This is a genomic window from Gracilibacillus lacisalsi DSM 19029, from assembly GCF_000377765.1.
Classification (GTDB): Bacteria; Bacillota; Bacilli; order Bacillales; family Amphibacillaceae; genus Gracilibacillus; species Gracilibacillus lacisalsi.
In genome coordinates this window covers 101,284-126,097 of sequence record NZ_KB898671.1, presented here as the reverse complement: position 1 = coordinate 126,097, position 24,814 = coordinate 101,284, and the positions used below count along the sequence as shown (strand labels likewise).

Below are 24,814 nucleotides of genomic sequence, written 5' to 3'. Positions count from 1 at the left end.
AAGTATGGATAAGACAAAAAAGAAGTTTGAAGAATGGCTCTCTCTAGGTGAGTTAATAGCTGACCTATCTGAGGAGCAAATGTTTGTTGGAGCTGATATTGGCTACTCTGGTGATAACCTAGAAGCAAAGCGTAAGTGTCAAGAAAGGTATGACGAGCTGGAGGTCACTATCAGAGTGCTTGATAGGATATACGAGGAAGCTACCCAAGAGCTTATTGACACTGATAATGTTTACTACCTCAAGTACCGCTTAGAGGAGATAATTAGTGATGTTGAATGTAGTATTGTTTACCACGGAAGAAATGAAGCAAATGAGAAGCTATTGAAGGCTCTCAGAAGCGTCTCAGAGACGATTTAAGAGTCTGATAGACAAATAGCATTAAGGAAGGTTAAACGCTTGTGAGCACTGACTCAGAAGCTTATTTGACGTTGATAAAAAACTAACAAAACTATTGGAGGATGATTGATTATGAAATTTGTTAAGAATGTGTTTGGTAAAAAGGAAGTTAGCAAGCTGGAGTCACTACAAAGTGAAGCTCAGATTAACTCTGGAGCGGTACAAGAGGAGCAAGCTAAGCAAGCAAGGCTTAAAGATGGTTTACGTTTAATTGAGATAGAGCTTGAAGTAGCTGGCTCTGATAAGGAGCTACTAAAGCGTAAGAAGCGAATTGAGCAAGCTCTGGAGGAGTCAGTCTCAAGACAGTCTGAAGCTCAGAAGAGACTTGAAGAGCTTAATGCTGAGATTGCTGACTTGAAAGTAACCCAAGAGCGTCAGCGCTTAATTGATATAGCTGAACAAGACGCTCAAGGGTTTGAATTAGCTTACCGTGCTGGGAGACTTGAAGAGGTCATGAATAAACTCAAATACAAGACTCAACCGCTTACTGGTAATGCTGGAAGTGGCAACCCTCACCGCTTACTAAAAGACGCTGGAGTTAAAGCTGGTTACTTTAATGATGTAGCTGGTTCTCATGCTCAGCACCATGAAATTTGGAGTCAATTTAAGGATGAAGCTAAAGAGCGTGTTGACTCTGAGCTTGAAGTCTTGATTGAAGCTATTGAGACTTTTTTAGCTCAAGACAAGAAGTAATAACTGGAGGAGGTTCTTCCTCCTCTACCCTAATTGAGAGAGACCAAAAGCACTAAGGAGGTATTAACATGAGAGACTTGACACCACTAAGATTGGAGCTGATTAAAAGAAGCTTAGAGCAAGATAGTAGGTTTAGAGAGTATCAACTCAAAAGACTTGCTATGGAGCAAAAATTAGTAAGCGACAAGCTCACTAAGATAGCTGAGAGAGTATCTAAGGAGGGTTAAACCTCCTTGGTCTCACTCGCTAATAAACAAGTAGGAGGATTGATAGAAATGGCTAAGAAAAAAGATGGCTTGAAAGATAAGCTAAAGCAGATTGACCGAGAAGCTTCTCGCATGAGGAAGTGGATTGACGCTACTAAGCGTGAACAAGAAGCTGACCGAAGAAGAAAACAGTTCGAGAAATACTACCCAGCTGATAAAGGCTGGAATTAAGGAGGTAATGATAATGGCTAGCAAAGAAGAGTTGAAGCGTATCCACGAGATTGTCAAGAGGAGTGCTCCTCAAGAAAAGAATGGCTACTCAGCTGAAGATTTGAAGAAGATACATGACGCTTTTGAGAAGGAAATTAAAAAACAACAATAAGTAAGTTTTAAAGACAGCTAAAAAGAGGAGGGTTTGACAAATGATGACTTTTATGTTTGGAGTCGTTACTGTTATTGGTTTTGGTTTGTGGATTGCTATTAAGGATAACGAAAGACTAGAGGAAAAATTAAGCGAAGCTCATGAGGAAATTAGAAAACTCAAGAGTAAAGCTAAAAATAAAGTAAAAAGCGATAAGGAGGTAATTAACCATGGATGAAAATACTCGTAAGAAAATACACGATATTGCTAGAGAGGTAGCTCCTCAAGATAGTAAAACCTCGCTGACACCTAGCGAGCTGGAGCGTCTCCATAAGATTGCTAAAAAGGAAGCTGAAAAGCACAAATAAAAGGAGGAATATATTATGAGTGAAAAATATAGCAAAGAAAAATTAGAGGAGCTAAGAAAAGCTCTCTCAGACAGCAAGAAGTTTTTGGAGGTAGCTATTCCCCAAGAGGATAAACAAGGAGGTAAAGACCATGAATAATGAAGTTAAAAAAAAGGTTGCTGAGACAATTAAAAACCTAGAACAAGCTGTTCTGGATAATGACCTAGCTTGTATGTTTATGTATGAGTCTGAGTTGTCAGCTCTTGTTGGTGATGAAATTTCTATGGCTATTCTAGGTGACATTACTGAAGCTAACCAAAATAAAGGAAAGGTGGTAGTTGATGTTTACTTGAATAAGATTTTCTCTGAAGGAGGTGAATAATGTATGCCAAGTAGAAAAGACCTTGACCAAGCCACTATGAAGCTGGTAGTTGATATGGAGTTTTACGCTAACAATGAAGGCAAAGACTCTCCAGAGTGCAAGCGTGCTTGGAGACAGCTCGCTAAGCGTAAAGACCTCTGTGGTGCTTTAATGCAAAAAGATGGTGAGTACACAGCTTGTACGAGGAAGCCTACTGATAACTCAGTAGAGGTACACAAGACTCCTCGCTGTCATATGCACGGTGGCTCAGCTCCAGCTCATGATGATTTACCAGAGGAGTCTAAATTAGCTAAGCTCAAGAATTTAAGGAGTGACGCTAACTTTACCACTGGTCTTTATGCCACTCGTGGAAATTTTATCGAGTCGCTAAGTGACGCTGAGCTTTCCTTTATGGTTGAAATGGAAAAGCGTATTCGTAATACCTATGAAGTGCCAGAAGATGGTATCTCAGAAGTAATCTTAGAAGGTATGCTCCACCGCTCAGTTATTTGGTGGAGGCTCTTAGACGCTGGAAAGCTAGACCGAGGAAGCAAACACATGGCTGACCCTCTGATGGACTTAGCTAAGCAAGCTAAGGAGCTTGGCTGGCTCAAAAAAGAGCAAGACCACCAAGTTAAGTCTAAGAGCGTACTTGATAAGTGGCTCAAGAAGCTTGACGAGCCAGACTTCCTTAGTGTTCCAACTGAGGAGGATGACGAGGAGGATACTCCACTCAATTAAAATAATGGGTGGGGGTACTTCCTAACTCCCCTCGTGGGTTATTTACTAACAATAAAATGTGAGACCCCAAAGAGTCAGTTACTTAGAGCTGGCTCTATTTGGTGTTGATAAAAAAAACAAAGTAAGGAGGTTATGAAATGGCTGGAAATAATGTAGTAGATATTATCCTCAAAGCTCGTGATAAAGCTAGTAAGGATATTGATAAAGTAAGTGGCTCTTTAGTAGCACTCCATAAGAGTGGCGCTAGGACAGCTAGAAATATGGGGTTAGTCTCCAGCGCTATGGGTGGTATTGTTGCTAGCTCAGCTCCAGCTGTTGCTGGTGTTGGTGCTTTAGCGTCAGCTTTTGCTAGTGCTGGTGTTGGAGTTGCTGGCTTTGCTACTGTTGCTGTTGCTAACTTAAATGACGTTTTTGAAGCTACTGACGAGACTTTTGGCAACCTCTCGAAAGAGCAACAAAAAGCGTACAAGGACTTAAAGACCTTTAAGAGCTTTTGGGGTAGCTTCTCCAAGGAGTTTGAAAAGCCAAGTGTTGAGATATTCTCGAAGAGTCTTGACTCTCTCCAGACAATTCTCACAAAGATAAGACCAGCTATTGACGGTACTTTTAACGCTGTTAATGGCTTGATGGACTCGCTCAATAAGTCTCTTGGCTCTCCAGATATGGTAAGGTTCTTTAATTACCTTGGGAGTACAGCTGAGCCAATGGTTACTCGCTTTGGTCAGACTTTTGGAAATATGTTTAGAGGGATTGCTAACTTGTTAGTTGCTTTTGCTCCTCTGGCTGACTCATTTACTAAAGGTATGGTCAATATGAGTAGCTCCTTTGCTGAGTGGTCAAGTGGGTTAAGTTCCTCAAAGGGTTTCCAGACCTTTATTGAGTATGCTAAAACTAATACCCCACTCTTGATAGGTACTATTAAAAACTTACTGAGTACGCTTGGTAATTTAATAGCTATCTTTGCTCCTCTAGGTACTGTGGTTCTAGGTACACTCAAAGAGGTTACTGGTGCTCTGAGTACGTTTACTGGCAAAGTCAAAGAAGCTTTCTCAACTAAAAATTTCTCTGAAGCTGGAGTTGCTCTTGGTGAGCTTATTCCCCAGATTGCTCAGACTCTATTGAGTGGACTACCAGAGGTATTTAGCACTGGTACTCAAATAATGCAAAGTATTGTTAAAGGACTCGTGAGTGAGATACCTAACATTACTAACACTGTTATTAGTCTGTTGACGAATATTATTGACAGTATGGCTGTTAATTACCCTATGTTTATTAACGCTGGTATGGAGCTTATTACGAGCTTGATAGAGGGTATTGTGAATAGCGCTCCTCAGATTATTAGCTCAATTTTTAATGTAGTTAATAGTCTATTGACAACGGTACAGCAAGTAGTTGTTACTTACTTACCAGTTATTTTGCAACTAGGTTTTAAATTACTCATGAGCTTGATACAAGGTATTGTTAATAACTTACCTACTCTAATGATGACAGCAATAACGATGATTGAGACTGTTTTAAATACAGTGCTTACTCAGTTGCCAGTCTTAATAAGAATGGGGATACAAGTTCTTAATGCTTTTATTGAGGGTATTGTGAGTATGTTACCTAAGTTGCTACCAATGGTCTTTAATTTGATTGACACTGTTGTGACAACTCTAATTGACAGCTTACCAGCAATTATTGACGCTGGAATGGAGTTATTAGTAGCGCTTATCAATGGTGTTATTGGTATGCTCCCAGAGCTAGTTAAAATGGCTATTGGTCTGATAATACAAATGAATACCACACTCATGAAAAACCTTCCAAAGATTATCTCAGCTGGTGTGCAACTCTTGCTAGCTCTAATTGATGGACTTATTGAGACTATTCCAGAGTTAGTAAAAGCTATACCAGAGATTGTTGAAGCTATCTTTGAAGCTTTTGGTGATGTTAATTGGGGAGAGATTGGCTCTAGCATTATCGAAGGTGTTTGGAGTGGTATTAAGTCAATGGGAAGCTGGATAGGTGATAAGGTCTCTGGCTTTGCTGGAAATATTCTAGGGTGGGCAAAAGACGCTTTAGATATTAACTCACCTTCCAGAGTATTTGCTAACGAGGTAGGTCGCTGGATACCAGCTGGTATTGCTTCTGGTATTGAGAAAAATACTAAGTATGCTTTAAGAGCTTTAGATGGTGTCAATAAGGAAATGGTCAACAAAAGCTCAGATATGTCTGTTGGTCTTGACTTCTTTAGAGGTGGCAAACAGTCAATGTCACTAAACCTTAATCTTAATGTTTCTGGTGAGGTGGCTGTCGAGGGAGACGCTGGAGGTCACACTCAGACGATTGCTTCTCAGTCTATTGGCACTCAGATTGATGGCTCTGTTGATGACATTCTTAAAGGTTTACGTCAAGCTGTTCGCAGACGTTAAATAGTCGCACTAGAGGGGTGTTAAGCTCCTCTGGTGTTTTTAATAAGGAGGAGAGATTATGAATGACTTGTATCTAGTATTTGAAACTGATTATGTATGTGAAGGGGAGGAATATACTTACCTTACTAATACAGCTATCTCAGCTGAGGTTGCTAAAAGAAGTAACCCCACTGATAAGCAACTCATTGATGAAGTAATACGAGTACAGTCTGAGTTGTTTACTGATTGTGTTATTACTGAGGTGCGAGTTAATAGACTCTCGTACTTTGAGTACAGAAAATATTTGAAAGAAAATGGTTTAACCTTGGAGGTGATAACTAATGGCTAATGGCTACCATTACTTTAATGGGGTAGACGCTACCGCTTACGCTCATGTGAAAGATACTCCAGTCACTAAGATTGAGTTAAATATACTTTTAGAGGATAACGGTGGCAACACCACCCTCTTCCACAATTTAAGCTCTAACCTCCAAGACTGGGGGTACGCTGGTGAGTACGAGTACAATGTCGCTCAGTTGTACTTGAATGGTGAGCAACAAAACCTAGACACTTACGAGTACGCTTACGGTGAAAGGTTTACTGTTACCGCTCACCTCAGTGATTACTACGTTAATTACGGTTCTAGGTTGTTTGCTGATGGGTACGCTCCAACAAGTACACCTACTGACTTTACTAAAGGAAGAATTTACTCAGCTAAGTTCTTTAATGGTGAGGAGCTTGTAGCTCACTTTGATTTTACTAAGGAGACTGTCACTGACATTGTTGGTGGCTACCAGATTGATGTTGTAGGTACTACCTACTTCACCACAGCTTTACCTACTAGAGTCATTGAGCTACAAGCTACTCGTGAGGTCTCTAAGAGCTTCACTGGTAAGCGTACTACTGAGCTAGCTCTGAATGGTCAAAGGACTAATTTTATTGAATTGGAGGGAAAAATAAATGGCTAAAGATATTAAATTGATTTCTGGTGACTCTATGAAACTTACGGTAACTGTTACTGAGTCAGATGGCTCTATTGTTGACTTGACCAACGCTACCGCTATCAAGTTTGGCTTTTCTGGTGTTCTCAAAGAGCTTGGTACTGGTATTACTGTGATAGACGCTATTGGAGGAGTCTTTGAGGTAGAATTACTACCAGCTGACACTGAAGCTACCTCTGGTAACTACCCTTATGAGTGCAAGCTCACAGATAGCACTGGTAGAGTCTCCACAGTATTGAATGGCTTAATGATTATCAAGAAAAGCGTTATCTAAGGAGTAAGCTTCTAGCTTGCTCTTTTTTATTCCCCTACTAAAATAACCTACAAGGAGCTGATTGTTTTATGTTTAAAACTATTACTGTGTTAGGAAGTCGCTTGATAATTACGCTTGATAAGGGGTACTCCCCAGCTGATGAAGCTGTTAAGTTAGCTACTCAGCAAAAGCTAAAAGAAGAGACTTGTGAGGTGGCTATTGTGATGGACTCTAAAGCTAAGCTCCAAGAAGTTGTTGAGGGAGATACTGTTGTTGATTATGAAGCTCTAATGAATGATACTCCCCAGCTAGGAGGTAAAAGCAAGAAGAGTCAGCAAATGAGGTCTCAAGAGCATAGCTTGAGGTAATCAGTGTTGCTGAGACGCTCTCAGAGCTAATTAACTTTGGCTACTCGGCTAATACCCCACTTGATTACCACTGAGGAGCTGATACTTGCAAGCTCCATTATTCCATGCTATTATGAAAGCTCAATACTAATCGTATGACATACTAAAAGAGTATGAGCTGACAAACTCAATACTGACAAGGTTTGTACCTCCCATGAAGTTTATTCACGACTCAAAATCGTGTTCCTCACGGAGTGTCGGTTCGAACCCGACCACCGGTATCTAATCTAAGCACACAAATAATTAAATACTATGACAGGAATAGATGAGACAGGATAATTAATTCCTGTCTTTTTTTTTGTTTAAAATATAGGGTATAATTATGAAGGTAGTAATCCTAGATTGTTCACTCCCATCAATATAATAAAAGATTCAATAAATAGACATACAAAATGAATCTAAATGTAGAGGATTATACCAACCATATGAAATTAAGTGGATGGATTTTATATAGAGAATTAAAGAATTTTTATAATCACTTCATAGAGATGCATATTACATATGTTGTTTATATATTTAGTTAGAATGCTATTTAAATCTTTTAGAAAGGAGACTAAATGTGAAAACTTACCTTAGTGAAGTAAAAAAGTATTATAGTTTTGTATTTGTTATTAAATGTGCAATCATATTAACATCTGCGCTTTTTGTTATTGATATCTTTAATTTACCTACCAATCTTCTACTTTCATATAATATAAAGACCTTAATAATTTTCTTTGGATTATTTATTTTATTTATTATATTAACGGCAGTAGAACTTCATCTTTTTGATGCGCTGAAGATTGTTTCAATAAATGTAATCGATTTAATATTTCTAGTAATATTTCTATCATCCATTCTATATGGTGGTATATTGTTATTATATACATCCCTAGATTCTTATAAAATAATATCCCTGGCACCTATTTTAATTTTGGTAACAGCGTTAATTATAGTGCGATCTATCAAAATTAAAAAATCAGTTGAGACAGTAGAAAAATACCAATCAAATGTCACTGATTTAAAAGATATTTACGATGGTAACTTTTCAATAGAAAAGGGTAAACCTATTATGTTAAATGAAAAGGACGTAGACTATGATTTACTTAACAGAAGCAGTGTAATTAATTTATTATATGATACTATTCAGAACTGTAATCCAAATGATGGTTTCGTTATTAGTTTGGAGGGAAGTTGGGGCAGCGGTAAAACCACAATAATTAATAACGTTAAAAAGAGGTTAGTATCTAGTAAGGACATAATTATAATTGATGAATTGGATCCCTGGTCATACTCTAACCAAGAGAGTCTCTTTTACAGTATGTTTGATACAATTGTTCAGAAATCGGGAATAAAGTTCAATTCATTATTATCCAAGCAAATGGCTGATTCTATTTATAGTGATTTATTTGGGAATAAGAAGATAAATATAATAAAAAATCTTTTAAAACCTAATGATACAATAGATGTATTAAAAAATAAGATAAATGATTATTTAAAGCTATCTGGTAAAAAGGTAACTTTCTTTATTGATAATATTGACAGAACAGAGAGTGAGAATATAATTTTATTATTTAAACTTGTTGGAAACGTATTTGACTTTGAACGTGTAATCTACATTCTGTCTTTTGATAATGACCGGGTAAAAAAAGCATTTGAAGATAGTCTCAGTATTGATTACCAATACTTAGAAAAAGTAATTCAGATGCAAATCCGTGTTCCAGAAGTAGATCGAAATGTTATAGAGGAGATAATGAGTAGATCTGTAAATAATATACTAATTTCATATGGCAAGGACAGACAAAATTTAAGTAATTATCAATCTATTATTAGCTATATTTGTCGATTGACGGTTGATTTTAGAGAGTTTAAAAGGTTATAAATTCCGTGTTGAGCATGTCCTCTAATAATATAAGTTATTTAGACGTGAGAGACTTACTATCCATCGAATTTATACGTTTAAACAATATACATTTATATAACTCAATATATATTAATCGTAAGTATTTTATTTCTCATGATAAGATTGTAGATAATGAAATATTTAGTACTTCCATTAATAAAGAGAAATTCAATAAATCTGGTGAGCATTTTTTTAAGAAACTTTTCGAGGATCCAAATAATTTGAAGTATATTGATTTACTTCAAGAAATGTTTCCTTATGTTAAAAAATATAAATCAGGTCAAGAATTGGAATACAGTGGAAATTTGTTAATGAGTGATGATTCTTATAAAGAAATCGCAAAAAATAAAAGAATTTGTAGTGGTAAATATTTTGATCTGTATTTTACAAAAACTTTTAATGAATATGCAGCTATTGGAAATCTAGTTGAAGAGTATATACATAATGTAAACAAAACTCAACATATTGAAAAACAGTTACAAATATTAAATGATATATTAAAATCAGTACCAAAATCCCATCAGCAAGAATTTTTTGATAGGCTACAGTTGTGGATAGATAATATAGATCAAGAATCTAGATATAATTTTATAATCGTGTTATTTAAATCTATCCTCCAAATTAGTAATGATCATGCTTTCTTTACCCTTGGTGCACGGAGTAGAGTGGAGATTATTATTTGGGAATTACTACAATCAATAAGCGAGGAGCAGTATGAGGAATTTTTGGAAAAGATAAAGAAAGATTATGATAAAATAAACAATATATCGAGTATATTATACTGGTTTAAACATGATAAGGAAGGTAAAAATATAGAGGGTAGAATTGATAAAATGGAATACCTTTATAAGCAAATGGGTGCTGAAATTATAAAAAATTCAATTAACTTATATGATGACAATTACTATAATCGTGGTAATATATGGGGGTTAGTTAAACTTTACAAAGATGACCTATCCATTGTTAAAAATTATATAAAGGAAATAATAACTAAAGATAATATATTTAGATTACTAAATGATATCATTGGAACCTCTATTGGGAGTAATATTAAATATTCAATTTCAGATGATAACCTGAAGTCTTTAACAACAATTAATGATATTGATGAAATTCTCAAAAGTGCTGAAACTAAAACTAGTGATCAAGAATTTATATTGAAGGTTTATAATAATTATAGAAGTGATATTAAGGATGATTGGGGCGAAACGGGAATAGTTTCTAACAAAATATTACATTTAAACCCATAACATAAAAAGATGGGATTTTATTAATGTATACAAGCTATTAAAGAATGAAATGAAGTAGGATGAAGAGTATGGATTTCAGTATGAAATATAAATCTAATCCTTTGTGTGTATAACGTAGAAAACGGTCCACCGGTATTCTATAAACGTTGATATAAAGCGATTTGGACGAAAATCCAAGTCGCTTTTTTGCGTTTTTATGCAGGGTTTAGACGTGCGAAACAAATAATGTGAAGTCAAAAAAGTCTATTGTTCGATTATCAATCCGAAAGGGGTTTTTCGAATGGTACGACGTAAGAATAAACTTTCCCTGAAAGTCCTCCAAACGTCAAAATCCGAAATTGACTCATTCGAATATCTCTACAATCTATTTATTCGTGATTGTAGGATTCGAAATCTTTCCGAACATACTTTTCGATATTACAAAAACGAATTAATGAATCATTCATATAGCGTCCCTTTTTTTGGAGCATTATTTTTTTGTTTTGAAAATAAAATATATTTTGTTACCATTATTTACATAAACATATATTAGGGGGGGGGGCAAAATTGAAACGAATTATTTCGGTCGCTATTGGTGCGACAATATTATTGGCAGGTGTTTGCGTGGTATATGCCGAAGGGGATGAATTGACAACAAGAAGCAACGTCAAAACAACCGACAATGAAACATTACAATCTTCAAACATTCCATTGCAAAAGACGACGCCAAGACACGAAAATCGTTCCGAAGTCGTAAATAAATTTAGAGAAACGGCATATTCGTTTTCTTTAGGTTTTGATTACGTCGATTTTGAAGAAGAAATTTCGTACAAGGACGAAGAAACGGCAAAGGAACGGTTACAATCCGCCACAAATTACTTGAATACTTTAACGGATAACGGAAAAGATTTTTCCGCCGCTGAAAATTTACAACGTAATGACGAATGGAAAAAGTTTGTTAAAGACGTTGCACGTCTAAAATATGAGGATTTCGACAAATCCGAAATCTTGAACGACTTGAACGTTGCAGGTGCTTTAATCTTACAAGCTGAAATGCACAAAGACAAACCTTCATTACAATATTTATATGAAACAATCAACGACTTGAATTCAGTTGTTCAAGGAAATTCGGACAAAAACGAAAACACACGAACATTCGGAAATGATGCATTCGAAGAAGTTCAATCATATTTGAAATCGAAACTATAAAGACGGTGGGGCATTGACACGAAGGAAATCGAACTTAAACAACGTGGGTTTAAAATAAAGTTTAACTATTTGTAATAAATTCTAACAGTTTATAAAAAAAGTTGCACCGTTTTACCCCTGGATATGCTTGTTTAAAGAGCTGTTTATTACGACCACATATGGTATTGGTTCGTTCATTCTTGCTATAAAAGAAGTAACATGTTAACATTTATAATGAACGTTCTATATGGAGGTTGTTACATGAAAAAATCACAGAAAAAAGAAAATATAATTAACACAGCTGAGACATTATTTTATCAGCATGGTTTTCATGCAATTGGTGTAAAAAATATATTGGAGCAAGCAGGAGTAGCAACAATGACAATGTATTATCATTTCAAGTCGAAGGAAGATGTTATCAAAGAAATATTAATTCAAAGGGAAAAACAATATTTCCAATTGGTAGAAGCTAAAATCGACAGAGAGAATGGTATTAATCAGTATGTAGAGTCGCTAATTAATGCGCACCTAGAATGGATAGAAACTGAAGGTTTCAATGGTTGTTTATTCTTAAGAGCGAAACAGGAATACGAAGGTATCAACGAAGAAATTGCTTCAATAAGTAAAGATCATAAAAAAAGACTCTTAAACAAAATTGAAAATGATCTGAAGTTCCTTAATGCTCCCAACTCTCTTAGTGTGCAAATATCTATTATACTAGAGGGAATAACATCGATGGTTCAAATACTAGAGTTAGATAAGGTGAAAAAGACGGCACTTGATTTAGCGAAAAGTATTCTGGATTCCGAAAAATGAATATAACAGAAAATAGGTAGAGAATAGTGTCTTAAATTTTCATTGTTCTCTCTATTTTTTACTTAATTATTATAATGAACGTTATATATAAAAAAGGAGAGAACTATTATGAATCCAAAAAAATTAATAGCAGTGGGCTTACCAATGATTGCCGTGACGTATGGTTTGTCTCGGTTTAGTTATGGTCTTATGCTTCCATATATTAACGAAACGATTAATATGGATCAATCCACTAGTGGTGTCCTCTCGTCTTTATCATACATTGCTTACTGTATAGCAATACTATTTGCAATGGTGTTTTCTAATAAAGTTACTCCAAAATCCTTTCTTGTGGTAGCTGGATTATCATCGATTGTTGGTTTGGGTATAATATCCATTTCTTTTCATCCGGTAGTACTAGGTTTAGGGATATTTTTGGCAGGGTTGAGTACAGGGGTTTCATCGCCGCCATACGCTAATATTGTTAGCACTAACGTAGAAACAAGGTTTCAGAATCAGACGAATTCATGGATTAATTCCGGTACAAGTATTGGAACAGCTAGTACTGGGGCAATTGCAATCCTTATGACTAATAGCTGGAGAGAAACATATTTGATATTTATGATCATTGCTATTTTTGTGCTTATTGTTAATTATAAAGTACTTCCAAAACATCAGAGTTCAGAAAGGAAGGGCACGGTTGGCTACTCTAAAAAAGAATGGAGACGTTCTTTTCAACTAATTATTGCATCTTTCTTTATAGGAATATCCTGTTCGGCATATTGGACATTCTCAAGAGACTTTATATTAAATTTGGATAGAGTTCCTACATACCTAGGAGAGTGGTTTTGGGTAATTATAGGAGTAGCAGGCTTATTGGGAGGAACTTCTGGTGCATTTATACAAGAGTTCGGGTTAGTGAGTGCTTATAGGCTATCTGTTTTAACAATTTCAACTTCTTCCCTTATTCTTGGAATTCATCCTGGTAACAATATAACAGGATTTCTGTCACCAGTACTGTTTGGAAGCTCTTATATTTTCATAACAGGGGTCTTCATCGTATGGGGAATTTCCGTGTTTAAAACTAACCCATCATTCGGACTAGGAATACCGTTCTTAATACTTGCACTGGGGCAGGCCATAGGGTCCATTATATCAGGAGTAGTAGCCGATATATCAGGATATTATATACTTTTTATCGGGGCTTCTATAATTGGTTACGTAACCTTAGTATTTAAACCCAAAGTAAATTAGATTTTTTGCTTATACTACAAAAATGATCAATCTTTATTTTCTCCTTGGGGTAAAACCAGCAACAGGTTCTACCCCTTGTAAGGTTTATTTTAGTTAGCTTTATGTTAAGGTAAGGGTTATTAAGCATTAGAACAGTGAGCTGGTATCCAACCTTTTACCAGTGCACCACCTTCTGAATGGTTATCTACGACAAGGTCACCCCCGTGTTGTCTAATGATCCTTCTTGAAATAGTTAACCCTAACCCGGCCCCTCCGGTTGAACGATTTCGTGATGATTCACCACGATATAGGGGGTCAAAAACACGCTGAATCTCTTCTGAAGAGAAACCTTTCCCTGTATCTTGAACAGTAAAGACCACTATGTTACCGTCCTTATAGCATTGTATATAAATTTTACCAGAGCGTGGTGTATGTCTGACAGCATTATCCAATAAGTTATTGATGGCACGCTCTAATAAATACGAATCGCCCATGATCATACAATCGTCCCCAAGATGGTTTGCGATAATAGAAATGTTGTTTTCCTTAGCTAATGGATTCAAGCTATCAATCGACTTCTTTAATAAAACCGGAAGATTAACTGTATTTTTTTTGAGTTCCATCTCCAAATATTCCGTCTTTGTAAATGTAAAAAGATCCTCTACAAGGCGGTTCAATTGTGCTGACTTTTCCTTACAAACCGCCAAATACTTTGCTTGTTTATCCGGTGAATCAGCAATTCCTTTTTCCAGACCATCCAAATAACCTCGTAAGGCAAATAATGGTGTCCGTAAATCGTGGGCCACTGCAGCAATAATAAATCGCCGTTCTTCTTCCAACTCCACTTGTTTTTGCATGGATGCATGGAGACTATCTGTCATTATTCGAATTCCGCCATGAACTTCCGTAATTTCTTTGATCGGGGACTCAGGTAATTGGATGTCCAAATCCCCATCTGCGACTTGTCGGACTGCCAAGCTCATTCGCTCAAGTGGTTTGAGAATGAACCTTCGCATAACATAACCGATGATAAAAAAGGCTAAAAATAATCCCGCAAATGCCACAATCATCTGAACCATTCTTGAATTCGGCTGAAAAATCATTACTCTTCCCAATATGCGCCCATCTTGTATAATTGAAAACTGTTCCGCACGCGTAAATGAGCGATCCTCCTCAGGGAAAAATTGAAAAATCTCTTGATTTGATTCGGTTAAAATTTCTACACCCATGTCCAATGTTTGTAACTTTCCTCTTAAATCATCTTGCCACTTAGGGTCAGACCAGTTTTCTATATTTGTTTCAATAAAGTGGCTCATTTTTATTAAATCTTCCTTCTGAGCATCATTTGTTTCGAAACTGAGTGATTTCGTTGTTAGTAAGTGGGCCATTACGTAAAACACCCATGGCAACATCAAGATTAAAAGCAAGCTAAGTATAGAAAATGTACGAATACGAATTGGTCTCATTTTATTCTCCTTTAAAACGGTAGCCTATACCCCAGACATTGAATATATATTTTGGTTCGTTTGGATCGGACTCAAGTTTCTCACGTAGACGGCTAATATGAACGCGTACAGTATGTTTATCGCCAATCCCATCCCAAAATTTTTCAAGTAATTGATCATATGTAAAAACATGTTGCGGATGCTCAGCAAATAATCGCAATAATTCATATTCTTTTGGTGTAAGGGAGATGTATCGTCCATCTACAAATACTTCTCTTGTAGATAAATTCAAAGTGAGACCACCGTAATCCAATACCCTCCTGCTAAATCCCTGCTGAGAACCAGAGCGTCGCAATACAGCCTTCACTCGGGCAATAATCTCTCCTGGAGATGCGGTTTTAACGATATAATCATCTCCTCCAAGTGCCAGCCCGCGAATTTTATCTACATCATCACTGAGGGCGCTCAAAAAGAGGATAGGAATGTTACTATCCTCCCGTACCTGCCGACAGAACTCGAAACCATTTTGTCTTGGCATCATGATGTCAAGAATAATGCAATCAATTGTAACCTGCTTAATTATGGACAGTGCTTGATCGGCGTCATAAGCAGTTTTTACAAAGAAACCGTCATTCTCCAAAAAGTCGCTTAATAGTTCGACAATGCTTTTGTCATCATCCACAACCAAAATCGTCTGTATTTCCTTCACAAAATCCTACCTGCCCTTCGATGCTAATTAAAGAAACGAACCTTCCATCAAAATCTACTTTTAGTATATCACTGTTTCAACCATGACTTCACATCACTTTGTAGGATTGTGATTGTTTTGTGACCTTTTTGTACCATTATTTGAGACACTTAAAGGTTATTCTTTAACTGTGAAACGATCAGCAAATATTCACTATAAATAAAATGTTTCACTTCACACTTTTCTGCTTTTAGGCGGTTCGAATCTTTGAAATTCACTGTCGTCCAATCAGAAAGGTAGGACATAACCACGATTCTTCAAAATCGGTTAGTCAAGGGAAGGTTAAAAGAGCTTCAAAGCTTAATTAAAATTATTAAAAATGGAGGTAATATGTATGAATGTTCAGATTGTGTTGTTTGATGGATTTGATTTATTGGATGCAATTGCTCCTTATGAAGTGTTTAATGCAGCTGGAATGTACTCAAAAGAGGAGATAATAGTTAAACTAGTGTCCGCTGAAGGTGAACGAATGGTAACAAGTGGAGTAAATCAATTACAGCTTCAAGCAAGTGACAAAATTGATTTATCCTCTAAAGGAATCATTCTTGTTCCAGGTGCATCTGGTTCTATTGATGATAATGAACCAGATTCAATACCAGTAAGAATAAAACAAGCAACGGAAACAGAATTAAGTAATGTATTAAAAGAAGCAATTCGAAAACCTGATATTTTGCTTTCCACAGTTTGTGGCGGTTCTCTCCTATTAGCCATGAATGATCTGCTAGAAGGCCGTCATGCTGTTACACACCATTTGGGAATGGGGCTTTTGCAAGCTACAAATACGTTTCCGGTTCATGCCCGGGTTGTAGACGACGGTGATCTTATCACTGGTGGTGGTGTTACTTCGGGACTTGATGTTGCGCTTTATTTAGTTGAGCGAGAGTTAGGTCCCCGTATAGCACATGCTGTGGAACAACTATTTGAGTATGAGCGCAGGGGCACGGTTTGGAAAGCTGAAGGAAATGCACCTATAGCAAGCAAACATGAAAACCCAATGGAAGCGACAAGTTCCAACTCCTCTAATCAAACGGATAAGAGCTTTAACTTTCAAGGAAAATGGGATACTACCATTTCCACTCCTATTGGCGATCTTTCCGTTTTATTAGATTTAGATTCTATAGATGGTCAAATAGTGGGAACTGCCAAGCAAGGAGATGATATTGCTAAGCTAGACAACGCTGTACTGGAAGGGAATCAATTAAAGTGGTCCATGAAAGTGACGAAGCCTATGCGTCTTACATTAAAATTTATCGTTTCTGTAGACGGTAACAATATGTATGGTGAAGCAAAGGCTGGTATGCTTCCCTCATCAAAATTAATAGGACATCGTATTTCATAAGAATGGAGTTGTAGTTTATGTATTCATTTATTGTATTTGTTCATGTAATAGGTGCTTTATTGCTCGGTAGTTTTCTAGCTTTTCCAGTTGCGTTTAAATCTCTTTTGTCGCGTTCAGGTACAGAATTAAAAATATCTGTTAAAACATTGGTAAGCTTTACTCGCTTTGGACACTATGCGCTATTTGTGTTAATCATTACAGGAGGATGGATGGTAATGAGATATGCCACTTATCCTTCTTGGTTATGGGTGGTGTTATCATTGATCCTGTTGATGCTTATTGGGGCTTTAATTGGTATGATACAAAAAGGCTTGAAAAGCATTATGCTAGCAAAGAATCCCGACAAAGTGTTGCAACGAAATACGGCCAAACTCAATATACTGGGCTGGTTTACATTTCTTCTTATTGTTATCGCTGTATTTATTATGACAAATCGTGGTTTATTTAGTTAAATTGATGAGGAAAGGATAATCATAATATGAAAAAGAACATGTGGATCATTTTTTTTATCATATCGTTTATGTGGGTCATGCATACATTTTCAAAAAACTTCATGGTTGATCCCACTTTTCAGGATTTTCTTGCTAAAAAAGATGAAGTTTTAACTAACGAATCTTTGTGGATACTGATGATCAGATTACATATCATTTTTGCTATTATCTCCCTTATCACTGGACCCTTGGGTGTGATCAAGAAACTACGAATTAAATCTATCCAATTTCATCGCTGGAATGGTCGAGTCTATGTGCTGTCTATTTTGTTAAACTTTATCCCTGGTGTTTATGTTTCTTTTTTTGCAACAGGAGGCTGGTTGAGCACTATTGGATTTTTTTTTTAAATACACTATGGTTTGGTACAACAATTCTAGGCTATATCCATATTAGAAGAAAAAACGTGATAAAGCATAGTTCATGGATGACAAGAAGCTTCTTTCTTGCCTTTGCCAATATGATTATCTACATCATTGTGGCCATTGCACACAATGCTTTGCAATTTTCATATGGTACTTCTTACACAATTGCTGTATGGTTATGCTGGATGGTCAGTTTATGTATTGCAGAAATTGTGATACGAAAAAAAGTATTGATATAATTGGATATTAATAGATTATAATAGAACGAATCTATCAAGTACCTATACACGTTAGGATCTTGTTATTTATAATATGATTACAGAAAAGCATGTTGATATGGGGACGATTCTTAAGGAGCTTTCTGATGCTTCTCTTGATATAGTGACAATACTGCTCAAAACCTTATAAGGCTCTTAAAATCAAAAATAAGTAGAAAATGATTGTACTAAAAAAGGTTACTTAAAGTAGCCTTTTTTAGTAGATTAATTCCTATAGTCTTTGTCCCCCAACAGTTGCGGATCAACGGTCAAAGAGCTTGTTTTCTAAATGGTTTGATTCTCGTCCTCTATAGCGATAACTTCCCTTGCTGCTTCAATGAAAGACAATATGATTGGTGAAAGCCACTTTTCTTTATGCCAAGCCATATGAGTATATACGTGTAAGTCTGAAAGTTGCCATGGAAGAGCAACAAGATCACCCCGTTCAACTTCTGCTTCCGCTGTGATTTCAGGAAGAAAGGCAATACCGATCCCAGAAATTGCACATTGCTTAATGGCTTCGGCATTTTGAAACTCCAAATAAGTAATACTTTCAATGCCCTTTTTCTCAAATGATCGGTCAAACATGGTTCGATAAGGACAGCCCTTTTCATTAACCAGTAATACTTCTCCGTGAAAATCTTCCTGTTGCAGTACAGGTTGTTTCGCAAGTGGGTGATCAGGAGCAACGAACAAGCGGAAAGTTTCTTCCAGTAACGGTTCTACAGCAAGTCTCGTTGAGAGAATGGTTTCGTCCAGCATAAAGACGACATCTGCGGTTCCATCAAAGAGTGTTTGCTTGAGTTCCTGATTTGGAACAGAGCGGAAGATAAGTCGAACGCCTGGATAGCGGGAACGAAATAGCTTAAAGACAACTGGGAGGCGATAGGCGCAAAGGACCTCGTTGGCACTGATTGTAAGGGTGCCTCTAATATCTTCGTTGTCATGAACGCTATTGCGAGCTTCGTCTAATTTGTCTAGAACGCTTTGGATATGAGTTAAAAAGCGTTTACCCGCAGTGGTGAGAACGAGCTGCTTGCCCAAGCGGTCAAAGAGAGGAACACCAAGCTCATCCTCCAATGCTTTTATTTGCATCGTAACGTTGGAGGGGACGTAGTTTAGCGCGTCCGCAGCCCGACTAAAATTTAAAGTGGAAGCAACTGTGCGAAACGTTTTCAGTTGGCGCAATTTCATTATACTTTCCCCCTTTTATTTTCAATATTATTGAATGCTAGTTTGAATTTTATTCACTTTTATTGAGAGTACCATGGGATTATACTTAGTACAAGAAATACATTCTAGATGTGTTTCATTTTTGAAGGGGGCTACAATACAATGGATTATGAGATTTTTGATTTGGGTGACGTAACCTTGCAATCAGGAGTAACGTTACCGAACGCATTTCTTGCATATAAGACTTATGGAGAATTGAATGAGAAGAAAGATAATGTGATCGTCTATCCAACTGCTTTTGGCGACCATCATGTTCAGAATGAATGGTTGATTGGAAACGGCATGGCACTAGATCCGAGAAAATATTTCATTATCGTTCCAAATCTGCTGGGAAACGGATTATCTTCGTCTCCTAGTAATACTCCTGCTCCATTCGACAAGGCTAATTTTCCACAGGTAACCAACGGATTATCTTCGTCTCCTAGTAATACTCCTGCTCCATTCGACAAGGCTAATTTTCCACAGGTAACCATCTATGATAACGTTAAATTTCAGCATCGACTGGTGACCGAAAAATTCGGCATTGAAAAGATCGCTCTGGTAGTTGGATGGTCAATGGGAGGTGTTCAATCATTCCAATGGGGGTCAAGCTATCCCGACATGGTGGAACGAATTGCCCCCTTCTGCGGAGGTGCAAAGACTTGGCCACAAACGTATATAGTACTAGACGGAATGAAAGCTGCTCTCATGGCTGCAGTTGGCCATGATTTAAATAAACTAAATCATTTGACTTCAGCGGACATGCGCGCTGTTGGTCGTGTCTATGCGGGATGGGGCTTATCTCAGACCTATTACAAAGAGGAACTTTATCGTGAGATGGGATATGATTCATTGGAAAATTTTGTGGCTGGAGTCTGGGAAGATAGCTTTATGAGGATGGATCCACACAATGTCCTAGCTATGTTATGGACTGGACAAAATGGAGATATTAGTGCAAACTCCGCCTATAACGGAGACTTCGATGAGGCGCTTAACAGCATTAAAGCGCTTGCTATCATCATGCCAAGTATCACGGATCTCTTCTGCACGGCGGATGATAACGAATACGAGGCTAAGCATATCCCTAATGCTGTTTTAAATCCTATCGAGTAAGAGGAAAAGGAACCACTGTGGATGACCTAGAAGAAAGACAGCAAATAAAAGTTTGGGTAGAGAAAATTAACGAACGTATGGTAGCAAATAAAATTAATATTATGGAAGAGTAATAACAATTTCTTTTAAAGCAACGGGTGGCTTTAGCTAAAAAACTGTTACTGACTTTGTTGTGGTAACGGAGCAGTTAAGTTGAAGAAGATTGTAACACGAAATAGAACTTCCAATTATTTGGGGGTTCATTTTTTATTGAATATCAACCATGTTTGTGTAATCTATGTGGCTATATCTGTAAAGTGTTCCTCTTATATTGAAATACGAAAATCCGATGGTTATACTACTTTTGAATCATGGATATGGATCACGATGAACGAAAGGAGGTTGCAATTTGAAAATCAAACTTGACATTAGTAATGAGCGTTATGATGAAATCAAATCCGCACTCGAAGAACGAGGAATTGAAATAGATGATACGGCCGACTTGGTATTAAGTCAAACTAACAGCTTCATTGATAATCTGATTGTGAGAGAAAAAGGAACAAATGCGCGGATCATTTTATTGGTAGAGGATATTGTTTGTATCGAATCGTTCGGTCATGTAGTAGAGGTACAAACGCAAGAAGCAATATATCAAGCTACCGACCGATTATACCGAATTGTCAGTTTGCTTGACCCAACAAAATTTTTGCGTATAAGTAATTCTGTTGTAATTGCAAGAAATAAGGTTAAACGAATTACACCTACTCTTTCGACGAAGTTCATCCTTACCATGACTAATGGTAAAAGTGTTGATGTAACAAGAAGCTATTACTACATTTTTAAAGAATATTTCGGAATATAGAGGAGGCAATTACATGGGTTTTCCTATTTATTTTCTCGCACTGTTTGCAATTCTAATTATATTAGTCGCTAGCGTTACTGTCTATTTTCAAGTCTATAAACGACATATCAATAAGGCTTTAGAATCAACCGAGGGCATGCGTACTTCAATGGTCCCTCCATATAGAGTGGCTATTGTTATGACTATAATAGTTTTACTCATTGGTATATTGATTAGCTATTTTGCGGGGTATGTTAATGCCTATAAAGATTACGAAGAAGATGCGTGGGTGATGTCCCATTCTGATATTCAGACATTCTATGCAGAAGTAAAAGAAGTTGGCGAGAAATCTTTATTGGTTGATGGTATATCCCTCAATGATGAGAATTACCGAGGTGAGTTTCAATATGATATATGGGAAGAAGTGAGTATATATCGACAGGATGCTGTTATCTCGCTTTCTGATTTGTCAGAAGGTGATTTGATTTCAATCACACTATTGACCGACCGCGCAGACATTACAAATATCTTCAAAATACAGCTATTAACTGATAAGAAGTAACCTTGTGTTCCGATCAATACCATTGTCATAGCGGGTGATGTTACGGAAAAGATGGTTGTTATGTGCTGCTTAGGTTAACAATATGGTGAATGATCATCTAATCTTTTCTCTTTTATTTACTTTCATTGGAATGGTTATTGGATCTTTACATTTTTCTATATCTGAAGTTTTACGAAATAAAATAAAATAGTTTTATTTAACTAACGGGTAGTGTTAATTCAAGAAGGTATATTAACGGGCAGTTATGTAGAATAAGAAAATTGCCAATTGTTTAATGCGTAGTAGACTATTACTGTGCAACAACAAGTTTTTCCTAAGGGGAAATACTTCAAGGTACCCTATATAAGGTACCTTTTATTTTAGATAAGGGGAGTTTTAATTGATATATTTTTCGCTAGTTTGCATCCATAAAGGGAACCATTAATTTGAAATCCACACTACTTTATACATCAAAATTTATAATAGATAAATTCATAGTTGTCTGAATAAGGTGAGTATTGTATTATAATTGTGACTCATTAAAAGCTATATTACTATTGCTGTATAATCAATATTTTGATGCGCTATTTAAATTGGAAAAGGAGAAAACTTATGAAAAAGTATATTTGTAATGAGTGTGGAGGAGAATTCTCCAAAAATCAACTCGATTCAGAATTACTGGTAGATGGTGAGTCTTTCTGCAAAGGATGTGCTAGCAGCTTAATGGAGGCTGGAAGAGACTTTGTAGATCCTAATCATAATTTTGATTCGTATGAAGACTGGGACAAAAATGGACGTTAACTAAAATAACAGAAGTATTAAGAATAGACCCCAATATAGTTGGTGAAGATTTTTTATTGTTTCTTTGGCTTACTATATTGGGTGCTTATTTTGAATAAGACCAACTAACAATACCCAATTGGTTTGTTGCGCAGTACAACGATACTGCGTATTAAAACAACACCTATTTGTACTATCTTTGTGAAATCATCTACTTAAAGTAAATGGCGCTTTAGTTGAACAAGAGCTATAATATTAAACAGAAACTTTTGTTCCCCAGTAACGATACTATTTAATAAAGAATCGGGTTATAGGCCCTCCGTATCACCAATTTTTCGCGGATAGGTGCTGTACCCCTCCTGTTCTAAATTGAATAAGATTACACAAAAAGTCGATTCCCTATACGTTGGGGAGGTTATGTTTAAGGGGGCAGGCACCATAAAAAGACATTTGTCCATATACGGTGCCCTGATACCTTATCCCATTTGTTACTGGTGCAAGCTATATTGTAATAACAATGATATTTTCTAGTGCTTGTAGCTGTCGTAATTGCTTGCCACGTTGGGTCTCTTCTTCGCCTTTGGGCGTTATTTCTTCTACCTCATCGATAAAAAGGGAAGGATCCCATTGTTTCCATTCCTTTATTTTGGGGTAGATTTTTTTTCCTTGTTCATACAACTCTTTAAAAATTGGGGAATCGCCAACCTTGCTAAACCAATATTTTGAGTTGCCAAAGTCACCTTCTCGTCGGTGCATAATCCCGTGCGAATAGCTACCGATTGGATCTGGAATATTTTGTGAAATCGCATGTGAAGCGTAGAGGTCGTCGTTCCATAGCAATAAGCCTGAACGAGTTGCAAGGATAGTAAGGCTTAACAAGAGTTTCACTTTATTTAGGATCAACTAATTTTCCTTTGAACAGGATTTTCTTTGAAACAGTTAAATTTAATTGCCGACTAAACTTCCGCAGTTGTCGCTCCTCACTCTCCGTGACAATGGCTACAACGGTACCTGAGTCAGACCCTAACCGCCCAGTTCTTCCGGAGCGATGAACGAATTGTGTCGTCTCTTTAGGCAAATCCATATGAATAACATGGGATAAATCAGGGATATCTAAGCCTCTTGCAGCAACATCTGAAGCTAGTAGTAGTTCAGAGTTTCCTTCGCGGAATTCTTTAATTGCTTTAGCGCGCTCTTGCTTTTTGGAGTCACTATGTAAAACTCCTGCATGGATGCCCATATAATCTAGTTTTTCTGCCAGTATCGAAAGCGTTGTAATATCTTTGACGAATACCAGTGCTTTCATGTCATGATTACGTACGAGCCTTCTTAGTGCTTCAATTTTATCTCTCGCTTCACAAACAAGATACATATACTCCACATTTGGTCGATCATCCTCTTCTTTACCTACTCGAAATACTTCAGGACTATTCATTAGTTCTTCTGCCTTTGATTGTACTGTCTCAGGTAGCGTTGCCGAAAAGATGAGCACTTGCCGATCACTTAAGGTACTTTTCACAATTTTTTCGATAGTAGCTATATGTTCGGGTATTAACAGTTGATCTGCTTCATCCAATACAATCGTTTTTACTTGATGCATCTTTAATTTTTTCTGATTAATTAGTTCGTTCATTCTCCCTGGTGTTCCAATTACGATTTGCGGTTTCTTTTTCAATTTTTCAATTTGTCGTTTTACGTTTGCTCCACCAATCAGTGTAGCACTTCCAATTCCACTATCCCTTGACCACTCCTGAACTTCTTGATTTATTTGCATCACTAGTTCATGGGAGGATGCTAAGATGACAACTTGCGTATTTCTTTGAGTTGGGTCGATTTGTTGCAAAAGCGGTAAAAGGTAAGCTAGTGTTTTACCGCTGCCTGTTGGTGACTCAGCAATGATATCTTTTCCTTCAATTATAAAACGGGCCGTATGCAGTTGAATGGCTGTTAGCTTTACGAACCCGGATTTATCCCAAGCGGTTTGAAGAAATGGTTTTAGGTCAGGTAATACTTCATTTAATGATTGTTGTGTTTTATTCATTATTAATGCCCCTTTTATTGCTTCAATTCGTACGTCCTTATTCAGAGTAATCTTGATTACTATATACGTCAACTTGTACCATTATTTTGTGATAAATTAAATCGATTATGTGCCCTCCATAAGCTGGGGAACGATCACACATAAAAATTTCGCCTTCGTTACAAACTATAAGTATGTTTAG

Annotated in this window: 31 protein-coding genes and 2 pseudogenes; 28 read left to right on the top strand and 5 right to left on the bottom strand. The window is 36.8% G+C overall.

Annotated features, from left to right (window positions below; genetic code table 11):
* Nucleotides 1–4 precede the first annotated feature (4 nt).
* From D569_RS0115180 to D569_RS0115085, 20 genes are all read left to right on the top strand, one after another.
* The gene (locus tag D569_RS0115180; protein ID WP_018933292.1) at nucleotides 5–358 is read left to right on the top strand and encodes a hypothetical protein; all 354 of its coding nucleotides are present in this window, start codon (nucleotides 5–7) and stop codon (nucleotides 356–358) included.
* Between the two features lie 111 nt (nucleotides 359–469).
* Nucleotides 470–1,090, top strand: a complete 621-nt coding sequence (locus tag D569_RS0115175; protein ID WP_018933291.1) for a hypothetical protein — start codon at nucleotides 470–472, stop codon at nucleotides 1,088–1,090.
* A gap of 68 nt (nucleotides 1,091–1,158) precedes the next feature.
* Nucleotides 1,159–1,317, top strand: coding sequence for a hypothetical protein (locus tag D569_RS24445; RefSeq protein WP_018933290.1), 159 nt, complete (start codon nucleotides 1,159–1,161; stop codon nucleotides 1,315–1,317).
* 48 nt (nucleotides 1,318–1,365) lie between these two features.
* Nucleotides 1,366–1,527 (top strand): hypothetical protein, encoded by a 162-nt coding sequence (locus D569_RS0115165; RefSeq protein ID WP_156822972.1) that lies wholly within the window; start codon nucleotides 1,366–1,368, stop codon nucleotides 1,525–1,527.
* Nucleotides 1,528–1,540: 13 nt separating this feature from the next.
* Nucleotides 1,541–1,678 (top strand): hypothetical protein, encoded by a 138-nt coding sequence (locus tag D569_RS24440; RefSeq protein ID WP_018933288.1) that lies wholly within the window; start codon nucleotides 1,541–1,543, stop codon nucleotides 1,676–1,678.
* 40 nt (nucleotides 1,679–1,718) lie between these two features.
* Nucleotides 1,719–1,895, top strand: coding sequence for a hypothetical protein (locus tag D569_RS24435; RefSeq protein WP_018933287.1), 177 nt, complete (start codon nucleotides 1,719–1,721; stop codon nucleotides 1,893–1,895).
* Nucleotides 1,888–2,025 carry a hypothetical protein gene (locus D569_RS24430; RefSeq protein ID WP_018933286.1) on the top strand — a complete coding sequence of 46 codons (138 nt, stop codon included), beginning with the start codon at nucleotides 1,888–1,890 and terminating at the stop codon, nucleotides 2,023–2,025. Before D569_RS24435 ends, D569_RS24430 begins: the two co-directional genes overlap by 8 nt.
* Nucleotides 2,026–2,040: 15 nt before the next feature.
* Nucleotides 2,041–2,163, top strand: coding sequence for a hypothetical protein (locus tag D569_RS25035; RefSeq protein ID WP_018933285.1), 123 nt, complete (start codon nucleotides 2,041–2,043; stop codon nucleotides 2,161–2,163).
* Nucleotides 2,156–2,386, top strand: a complete 231-nt coding sequence (locus tag D569_RS0115140) for a hypothetical protein (RefSeq protein WP_018933284.1) — start codon at nucleotides 2,156–2,158, stop codon at nucleotides 2,384–2,386. Before D569_RS25035 ends, D569_RS0115140 begins: the two co-directional genes overlap by 8 nt.
* Nucleotides 2,387–2,389: 3 nt before the next feature.
* A complete protein-coding gene (locus D569_RS0115135; protein WP_018933283.1) occupies nucleotides 2,390–3,106 on the top strand; it encodes a hypothetical protein in 717 nt (238 codons plus the stop codon).
* A 137-nt stretch (nucleotides 3,107–3,243) separates the two neighbouring features.
* Nucleotides 3,244–5,517 carry a phage tail protein gene (locus D569_RS23690; RefSeq protein WP_018933282.1) on the top strand — a complete coding sequence of 758 codons (2,274 nt, stop codon included), beginning with the start codon at nucleotides 3,244–3,246 and terminating at the stop codon, nucleotides 5,515–5,517.
* Nucleotides 5,518–5,575: 58 nt separating this feature from the next.
* Entirely contained in the window at nucleotides 5,576–5,845 is a 270-nt protein-coding gene (locus D569_RS0115125) for a hypothetical protein (RefSeq protein ID WP_018933281.1), read from the top strand.
* Nucleotides 5,838–6,464, top strand: a complete 627-nt coding sequence (locus D569_RS0115120; protein ID WP_018933280.1) for a hypothetical protein — start codon at nucleotides 5,838–5,840, stop codon at nucleotides 6,462–6,464. Before D569_RS0115125 ends, D569_RS0115120 begins: the two co-directional genes overlap by 8 nt.
* The gene (locus D569_RS0115115) at nucleotides 6,457–6,771 is read left to right on the top strand and encodes a BppU family phage baseplate upper protein (RefSeq protein WP_018933279.1); all 315 of its coding nucleotides are present in this window, start codon (nucleotides 6,457–6,459) and stop codon (nucleotides 6,769–6,771) included. The genes D569_RS0115120 and D569_RS0115115 overlap by 8 nt, the downstream gene beginning before the upstream one ends.
* Before the next feature lie 68 nt (nucleotides 6,772–6,839).
* A complete protein-coding gene (locus D569_RS0115110) occupies nucleotides 6,840–7,118 on the top strand; it encodes a hypothetical protein (protein WP_018933278.1) in 279 nt (92 codons plus the stop codon).
* 598 nt (nucleotides 7,119–7,716) lie between these two features.
* On the top strand, nucleotides 7,717–9,018 hold the full coding sequence (locus D569_RS23685) for a P-loop NTPase fold protein (protein WP_018933277.1): 1,302 nt from the start codon (nucleotides 7,717–7,719) through the stop codon (nucleotides 9,016–9,018).
* A gap of 242 nt (nucleotides 9,019–9,260) precedes the next feature.
* The gene (locus tag D569_RS23680; protein WP_156822971.1) at nucleotides 9,261–10,289 is read left to right on the top strand and encodes a hypothetical protein; all 1,029 of its coding nucleotides are present in this window, start codon (nucleotides 9,261–9,263) and stop codon (nucleotides 10,287–10,289) included.
* A gap of 546 nt (nucleotides 10,290–10,835) precedes the next feature.
* The gene (locus D569_RS0115095) at nucleotides 10,836–11,477 is read left to right on the top strand and encodes a hypothetical protein (protein WP_018933275.1); all 642 of its coding nucleotides are present in this window, start codon (nucleotides 10,836–10,838) and stop codon (nucleotides 11,475–11,477) included.
* A 240-nt stretch (nucleotides 11,478–11,717) separates the two neighbouring features.
* Nucleotides 11,718–12,272, top strand: a complete 555-nt coding sequence (locus D569_RS0115090; RefSeq protein WP_018933274.1) for a TetR/AcrR family transcriptional regulator — start codon at nucleotides 11,718–11,720, stop codon at nucleotides 12,270–12,272.
* Between the two features lie 108 nt (nucleotides 12,273–12,380).
* Nucleotides 12,381–13,505: an MFS transporter gene (locus tag D569_RS0115085; protein ID WP_018933273.1), complete on the top strand. Its 1,125-nt coding sequence runs from the start codon at nucleotides 12,381–12,383 to the stop codon at nucleotides 13,503–13,505.
* Nucleotides 13,506–13,624: 119 nt separating this feature from the next.
* Here the strand turns inward: D569_RS0115085 and D569_RS0115080 are convergent, their stop codons facing one another.
* Nucleotides 13,625–14,950 (bottom strand): sensor histidine kinase, encoded by a 1,326-nt coding sequence (locus D569_RS0115080; RefSeq protein WP_018933272.1) that lies wholly within the window; start codon nucleotides 14,948–14,950, stop codon nucleotides 13,625–13,627.
* A gap of 1 nt (nucleotide 14,951) precedes the next feature.
* A complete protein-coding gene (locus D569_RS0115075; protein ID WP_018933271.1) occupies nucleotides 14,952–15,638 on the bottom strand; it encodes a response regulator transcription factor in 687 nt (228 codons plus the stop codon).
* A gap of 373 nt (nucleotides 15,639–16,011) precedes the next feature.
* On the opposite strand from D569_RS0115075, the gene D569_RS0115070 reads away from it, so the two are divergent.
* The 4 genes and pseudogenes from D569_RS0115070 to D569_RS24425 all read left to right on the top strand — a co-directional run.
* Complete coding sequence (locus tag D569_RS0115070) at nucleotides 16,012–17,016, top strand: DJ-1/PfpI family protein (protein ID WP_018933270.1); 1,005 nt, start codon at nucleotides 16,012–16,014, stop codon at nucleotides 17,014–17,016.
* A 17-nt stretch (nucleotides 17,017–17,033) separates the two neighbouring features.
* Entirely contained in the window at nucleotides 17,034–17,468 is a 435-nt protein-coding gene (locus D569_RS0115065) for a hypothetical protein (RefSeq protein WP_018933269.1), read from the top strand.
* A gap of 26 nt (nucleotides 17,469–17,494) precedes the next feature.
* A pseudogene (locus D569_RS25155) lies at nucleotides 17,495–18,108 on the top strand (DUF2306 domain-containing protein).
* Nucleotides 18,109–18,163: 55 nt separating this feature from the next.
* A pseudogene (locus D569_RS24425) lies at nucleotides 18,164–18,276 on the top strand (class A beta-lactamase); the annotation flags it as partial.
* Nucleotides 18,277–18,411: 135 nt separating this feature from the next.
* Here D569_RS24425 and D569_RS0115055 read toward each other — a convergent pair.
* Nucleotides 18,412–19,320, bottom strand: a complete 909-nt coding sequence (locus D569_RS0115055) for a LysR family transcriptional regulator (protein WP_018933267.1) — start codon at nucleotides 19,318–19,320, stop codon at nucleotides 18,412–18,414.
* A gap of 141 nt (nucleotides 19,321–19,461) precedes the next feature.
* Here D569_RS0115055 and D569_RS0115050 point away from each other — a divergent pair, with 141 nt between their 5' ends.
* The 4 genes from D569_RS0115050 to D569_RS0115030 all read left to right on the top strand — a co-directional run bounded on the left by D569_RS0115050 (nucleotide 19,462) and on the right by D569_RS0115030 (nucleotide 22,613).
* Nucleotides 19,462–20,451: an alpha/beta fold hydrolase gene (locus tag D569_RS0115050; RefSeq protein WP_018933266.1), complete on the top strand. Its 990-nt coding sequence runs from the start codon at nucleotides 19,462–19,464 to the stop codon at nucleotides 20,449–20,451.
* A 388-nt stretch (nucleotides 20,452–20,839) separates the two neighbouring features.
* Entirely contained in the window at nucleotides 20,840–21,292 is a 453-nt protein-coding gene (locus D569_RS0115040; protein ID WP_018933264.1) for a LytTR family DNA-binding domain-containing protein, read from the top strand.
* A gap of 178 nt (nucleotides 21,293–21,470) precedes the next feature.
* Nucleotides 21,471–21,833 (top strand): hypothetical protein, encoded by a 363-nt coding sequence (locus tag D569_RS0115035; RefSeq protein ID WP_245548512.1) that lies wholly within the window; start codon nucleotides 21,471–21,473, stop codon nucleotides 21,831–21,833.
* Between the two features lie 591 nt (nucleotides 21,834–22,424).
* A complete protein-coding gene (locus D569_RS0115030) occupies nucleotides 22,425–22,613 on the top strand; it encodes a hypothetical protein (protein WP_018933262.1) in 189 nt (62 codons plus the stop codon).
* A 480-nt stretch (nucleotides 22,614–23,093) separates the two neighbouring features.
* On the opposite strand, the gene D569_RS23675 is transcribed toward D569_RS0115030, so the two are convergent.
* Nucleotides 23,094–23,495, bottom strand: coding sequence for a hypothetical protein (locus D569_RS23675; RefSeq protein WP_018933261.1), 402 nt, complete (start codon nucleotides 23,493–23,495; stop codon nucleotides 23,094–23,096).
* Nucleotides 23,482–24,633 (bottom strand): DEAD/DEAH box helicase, encoded by a 1,152-nt coding sequence (locus D569_RS0115020; RefSeq protein WP_018933260.1) that lies wholly within the window; start codon nucleotides 24,631–24,633, stop codon nucleotides 23,482–23,484. Before D569_RS0115020 ends, D569_RS23675 begins: the two co-directional genes overlap by 14 nt.
* Between the last annotated feature and the right edge of the window lie 181 nt (nucleotides 24,634–24,814).

Coding starts and splice junctions, on each gene's coding strand:
- D569_RS0115125 (WP_018933281.1), top strand. CDS start 5,576: ATGAATGACTTGTATCTAGTATTTGAAACTGATTATGTATGTGAAGGG.
- D569_RS0115090 (WP_018933274.1), top strand. CDS start 11,718: ATGAAAAAATCACAGAAAAAAGAAAATATAATTAACACAGCTGAGACA.
- D569_RS0115055 (WP_018933267.1), bottom strand. CDS start 19,320: ATGAAATTGCGCCAACTGAAAACGTTTCGCACAGTTGCTTCCACTTTA.
- D569_RS0115065 (WP_018933269.1), top strand. CDS start 17,034: ATGTATTCATTTATTGTATTTGTTCATGTAATAGGTGCTTTATTGCTC.
- D569_RS0115165 (WP_156822972.1), top strand. CDS start 1,366: ATGGCTAAGAAAAAAGATGGCTTGAAAGATAAGCTAAAGCAGATTGAC.
- D569_RS24445 (WP_018933290.1), top strand. CDS start 1,159: ATGAGAGACTTGACACCACTAAGATTGGAGCTGATTAAAAGAAGCTTA.
- D569_RS0115180 (WP_018933292.1), top strand. CDS start 5: ATGGATAAGACAAAAAAGAAGTTTGAAGAATGGCTCTCTCTAGGTGAG.
- D569_RS23690 (WP_018933282.1), top strand. CDS start 3,244: ATGGCTGGAAATAATGTAGTAGATATTATCCTCAAAGCTCGTGATAAA.
- D569_RS25035 (WP_018933285.1), top strand. CDS start 2,041: ATGAGTGAAAAATATAGCAAAGAAAAATTAGAGGAGCTAAGAAAAGCT.
- D569_RS0115020 (WP_018933260.1), bottom strand. CDS start 24,633: ATGAATAAAACACAACAATCATTAAATGAAGTATTACCTGACCTAAAA.
- D569_RS0115080 (WP_018933272.1), bottom strand. CDS start 14,950: ATGAGACCAATTCGTATTCGTACATTTTCTATACTTAGCTTGCTTTTA.
- D569_RS0115085 (WP_018933273.1), top strand. CDS start 12,381: ATGAATCCAAAAAAATTAATAGCAGTGGGCTTACCAATGATTGCCGTG.
- D569_RS24440 (WP_018933288.1), top strand. CDS start 1,541: ATGGCTAGCAAAGAAGAGTTGAAGCGTATCCACGAGATTGTCAAGAGG.
- D569_RS0115135 (WP_018933283.1), top strand. CDS start 2,390: ATGCCAAGTAGAAAAGACCTTGACCAAGCCACTATGAAGCTGGTAGTT.
- D569_RS24430 (WP_018933286.1), top strand. CDS start 1,888: ATGGATGAAAATACTCGTAAGAAAATACACGATATTGCTAGAGAGGTA.
- D569_RS0115140 (WP_018933284.1), top strand. CDS start 2,156: ATGAATAATGAAGTTAAAAAAAAGGTTGCTGAGACAATTAAAAACCTA.
- D569_RS0115070 (WP_018933270.1), top strand. CDS start 16,012: ATGAATGTTCAGATTGTGTTGTTTGATGGATTTGATTTATTGGATGCA.
- D569_RS0115115 (WP_018933279.1), top strand. CDS start 6,457: ATGGCTAAAGATATTAAATTGATTTCTGGTGACTCTATGAAACTTACG.
- D569_RS24435 (WP_018933287.1), top strand. CDS start 1,719: ATGATGACTTTTATGTTTGGAGTCGTTACTGTTATTGGTTTTGGTTTG.
- D569_RS0115120 (WP_018933280.1), top strand. CDS start 5,838: ATGGCTAATGGCTACCATTACTTTAATGGGGTAGACGCTACCGCTTAC.
- D569_RS0115030 (WP_018933262.1), top strand. CDS start 22,425: ATGAAAAAGTATATTTGTAATGAGTGTGGAGGAGAATTCTCCAAAAAT.
- D569_RS0115110 (WP_018933278.1), top strand. CDS start 6,840: ATGTTTAAAACTATTACTGTGTTAGGAAGTCGCTTGATAATTACGCTT.
- D569_RS0115035 (WP_245548512.1), top strand. CDS start 21,471: ATGACTATAATAGTTTTACTCATTGGTATATTGATTAGCTATTTTGCG.
- D569_RS0115050 (WP_018933266.1), top strand. CDS start 19,462: ATGGATTATGAGATTTTTGATTTGGGTGACGTAACCTTGCAATCAGGA.
- D569_RS0115175 (WP_018933291.1), top strand. CDS start 470: ATGAAATTTGTTAAGAATGTGTTTGGTAAAAAGGAAGTTAGCAAGCTG.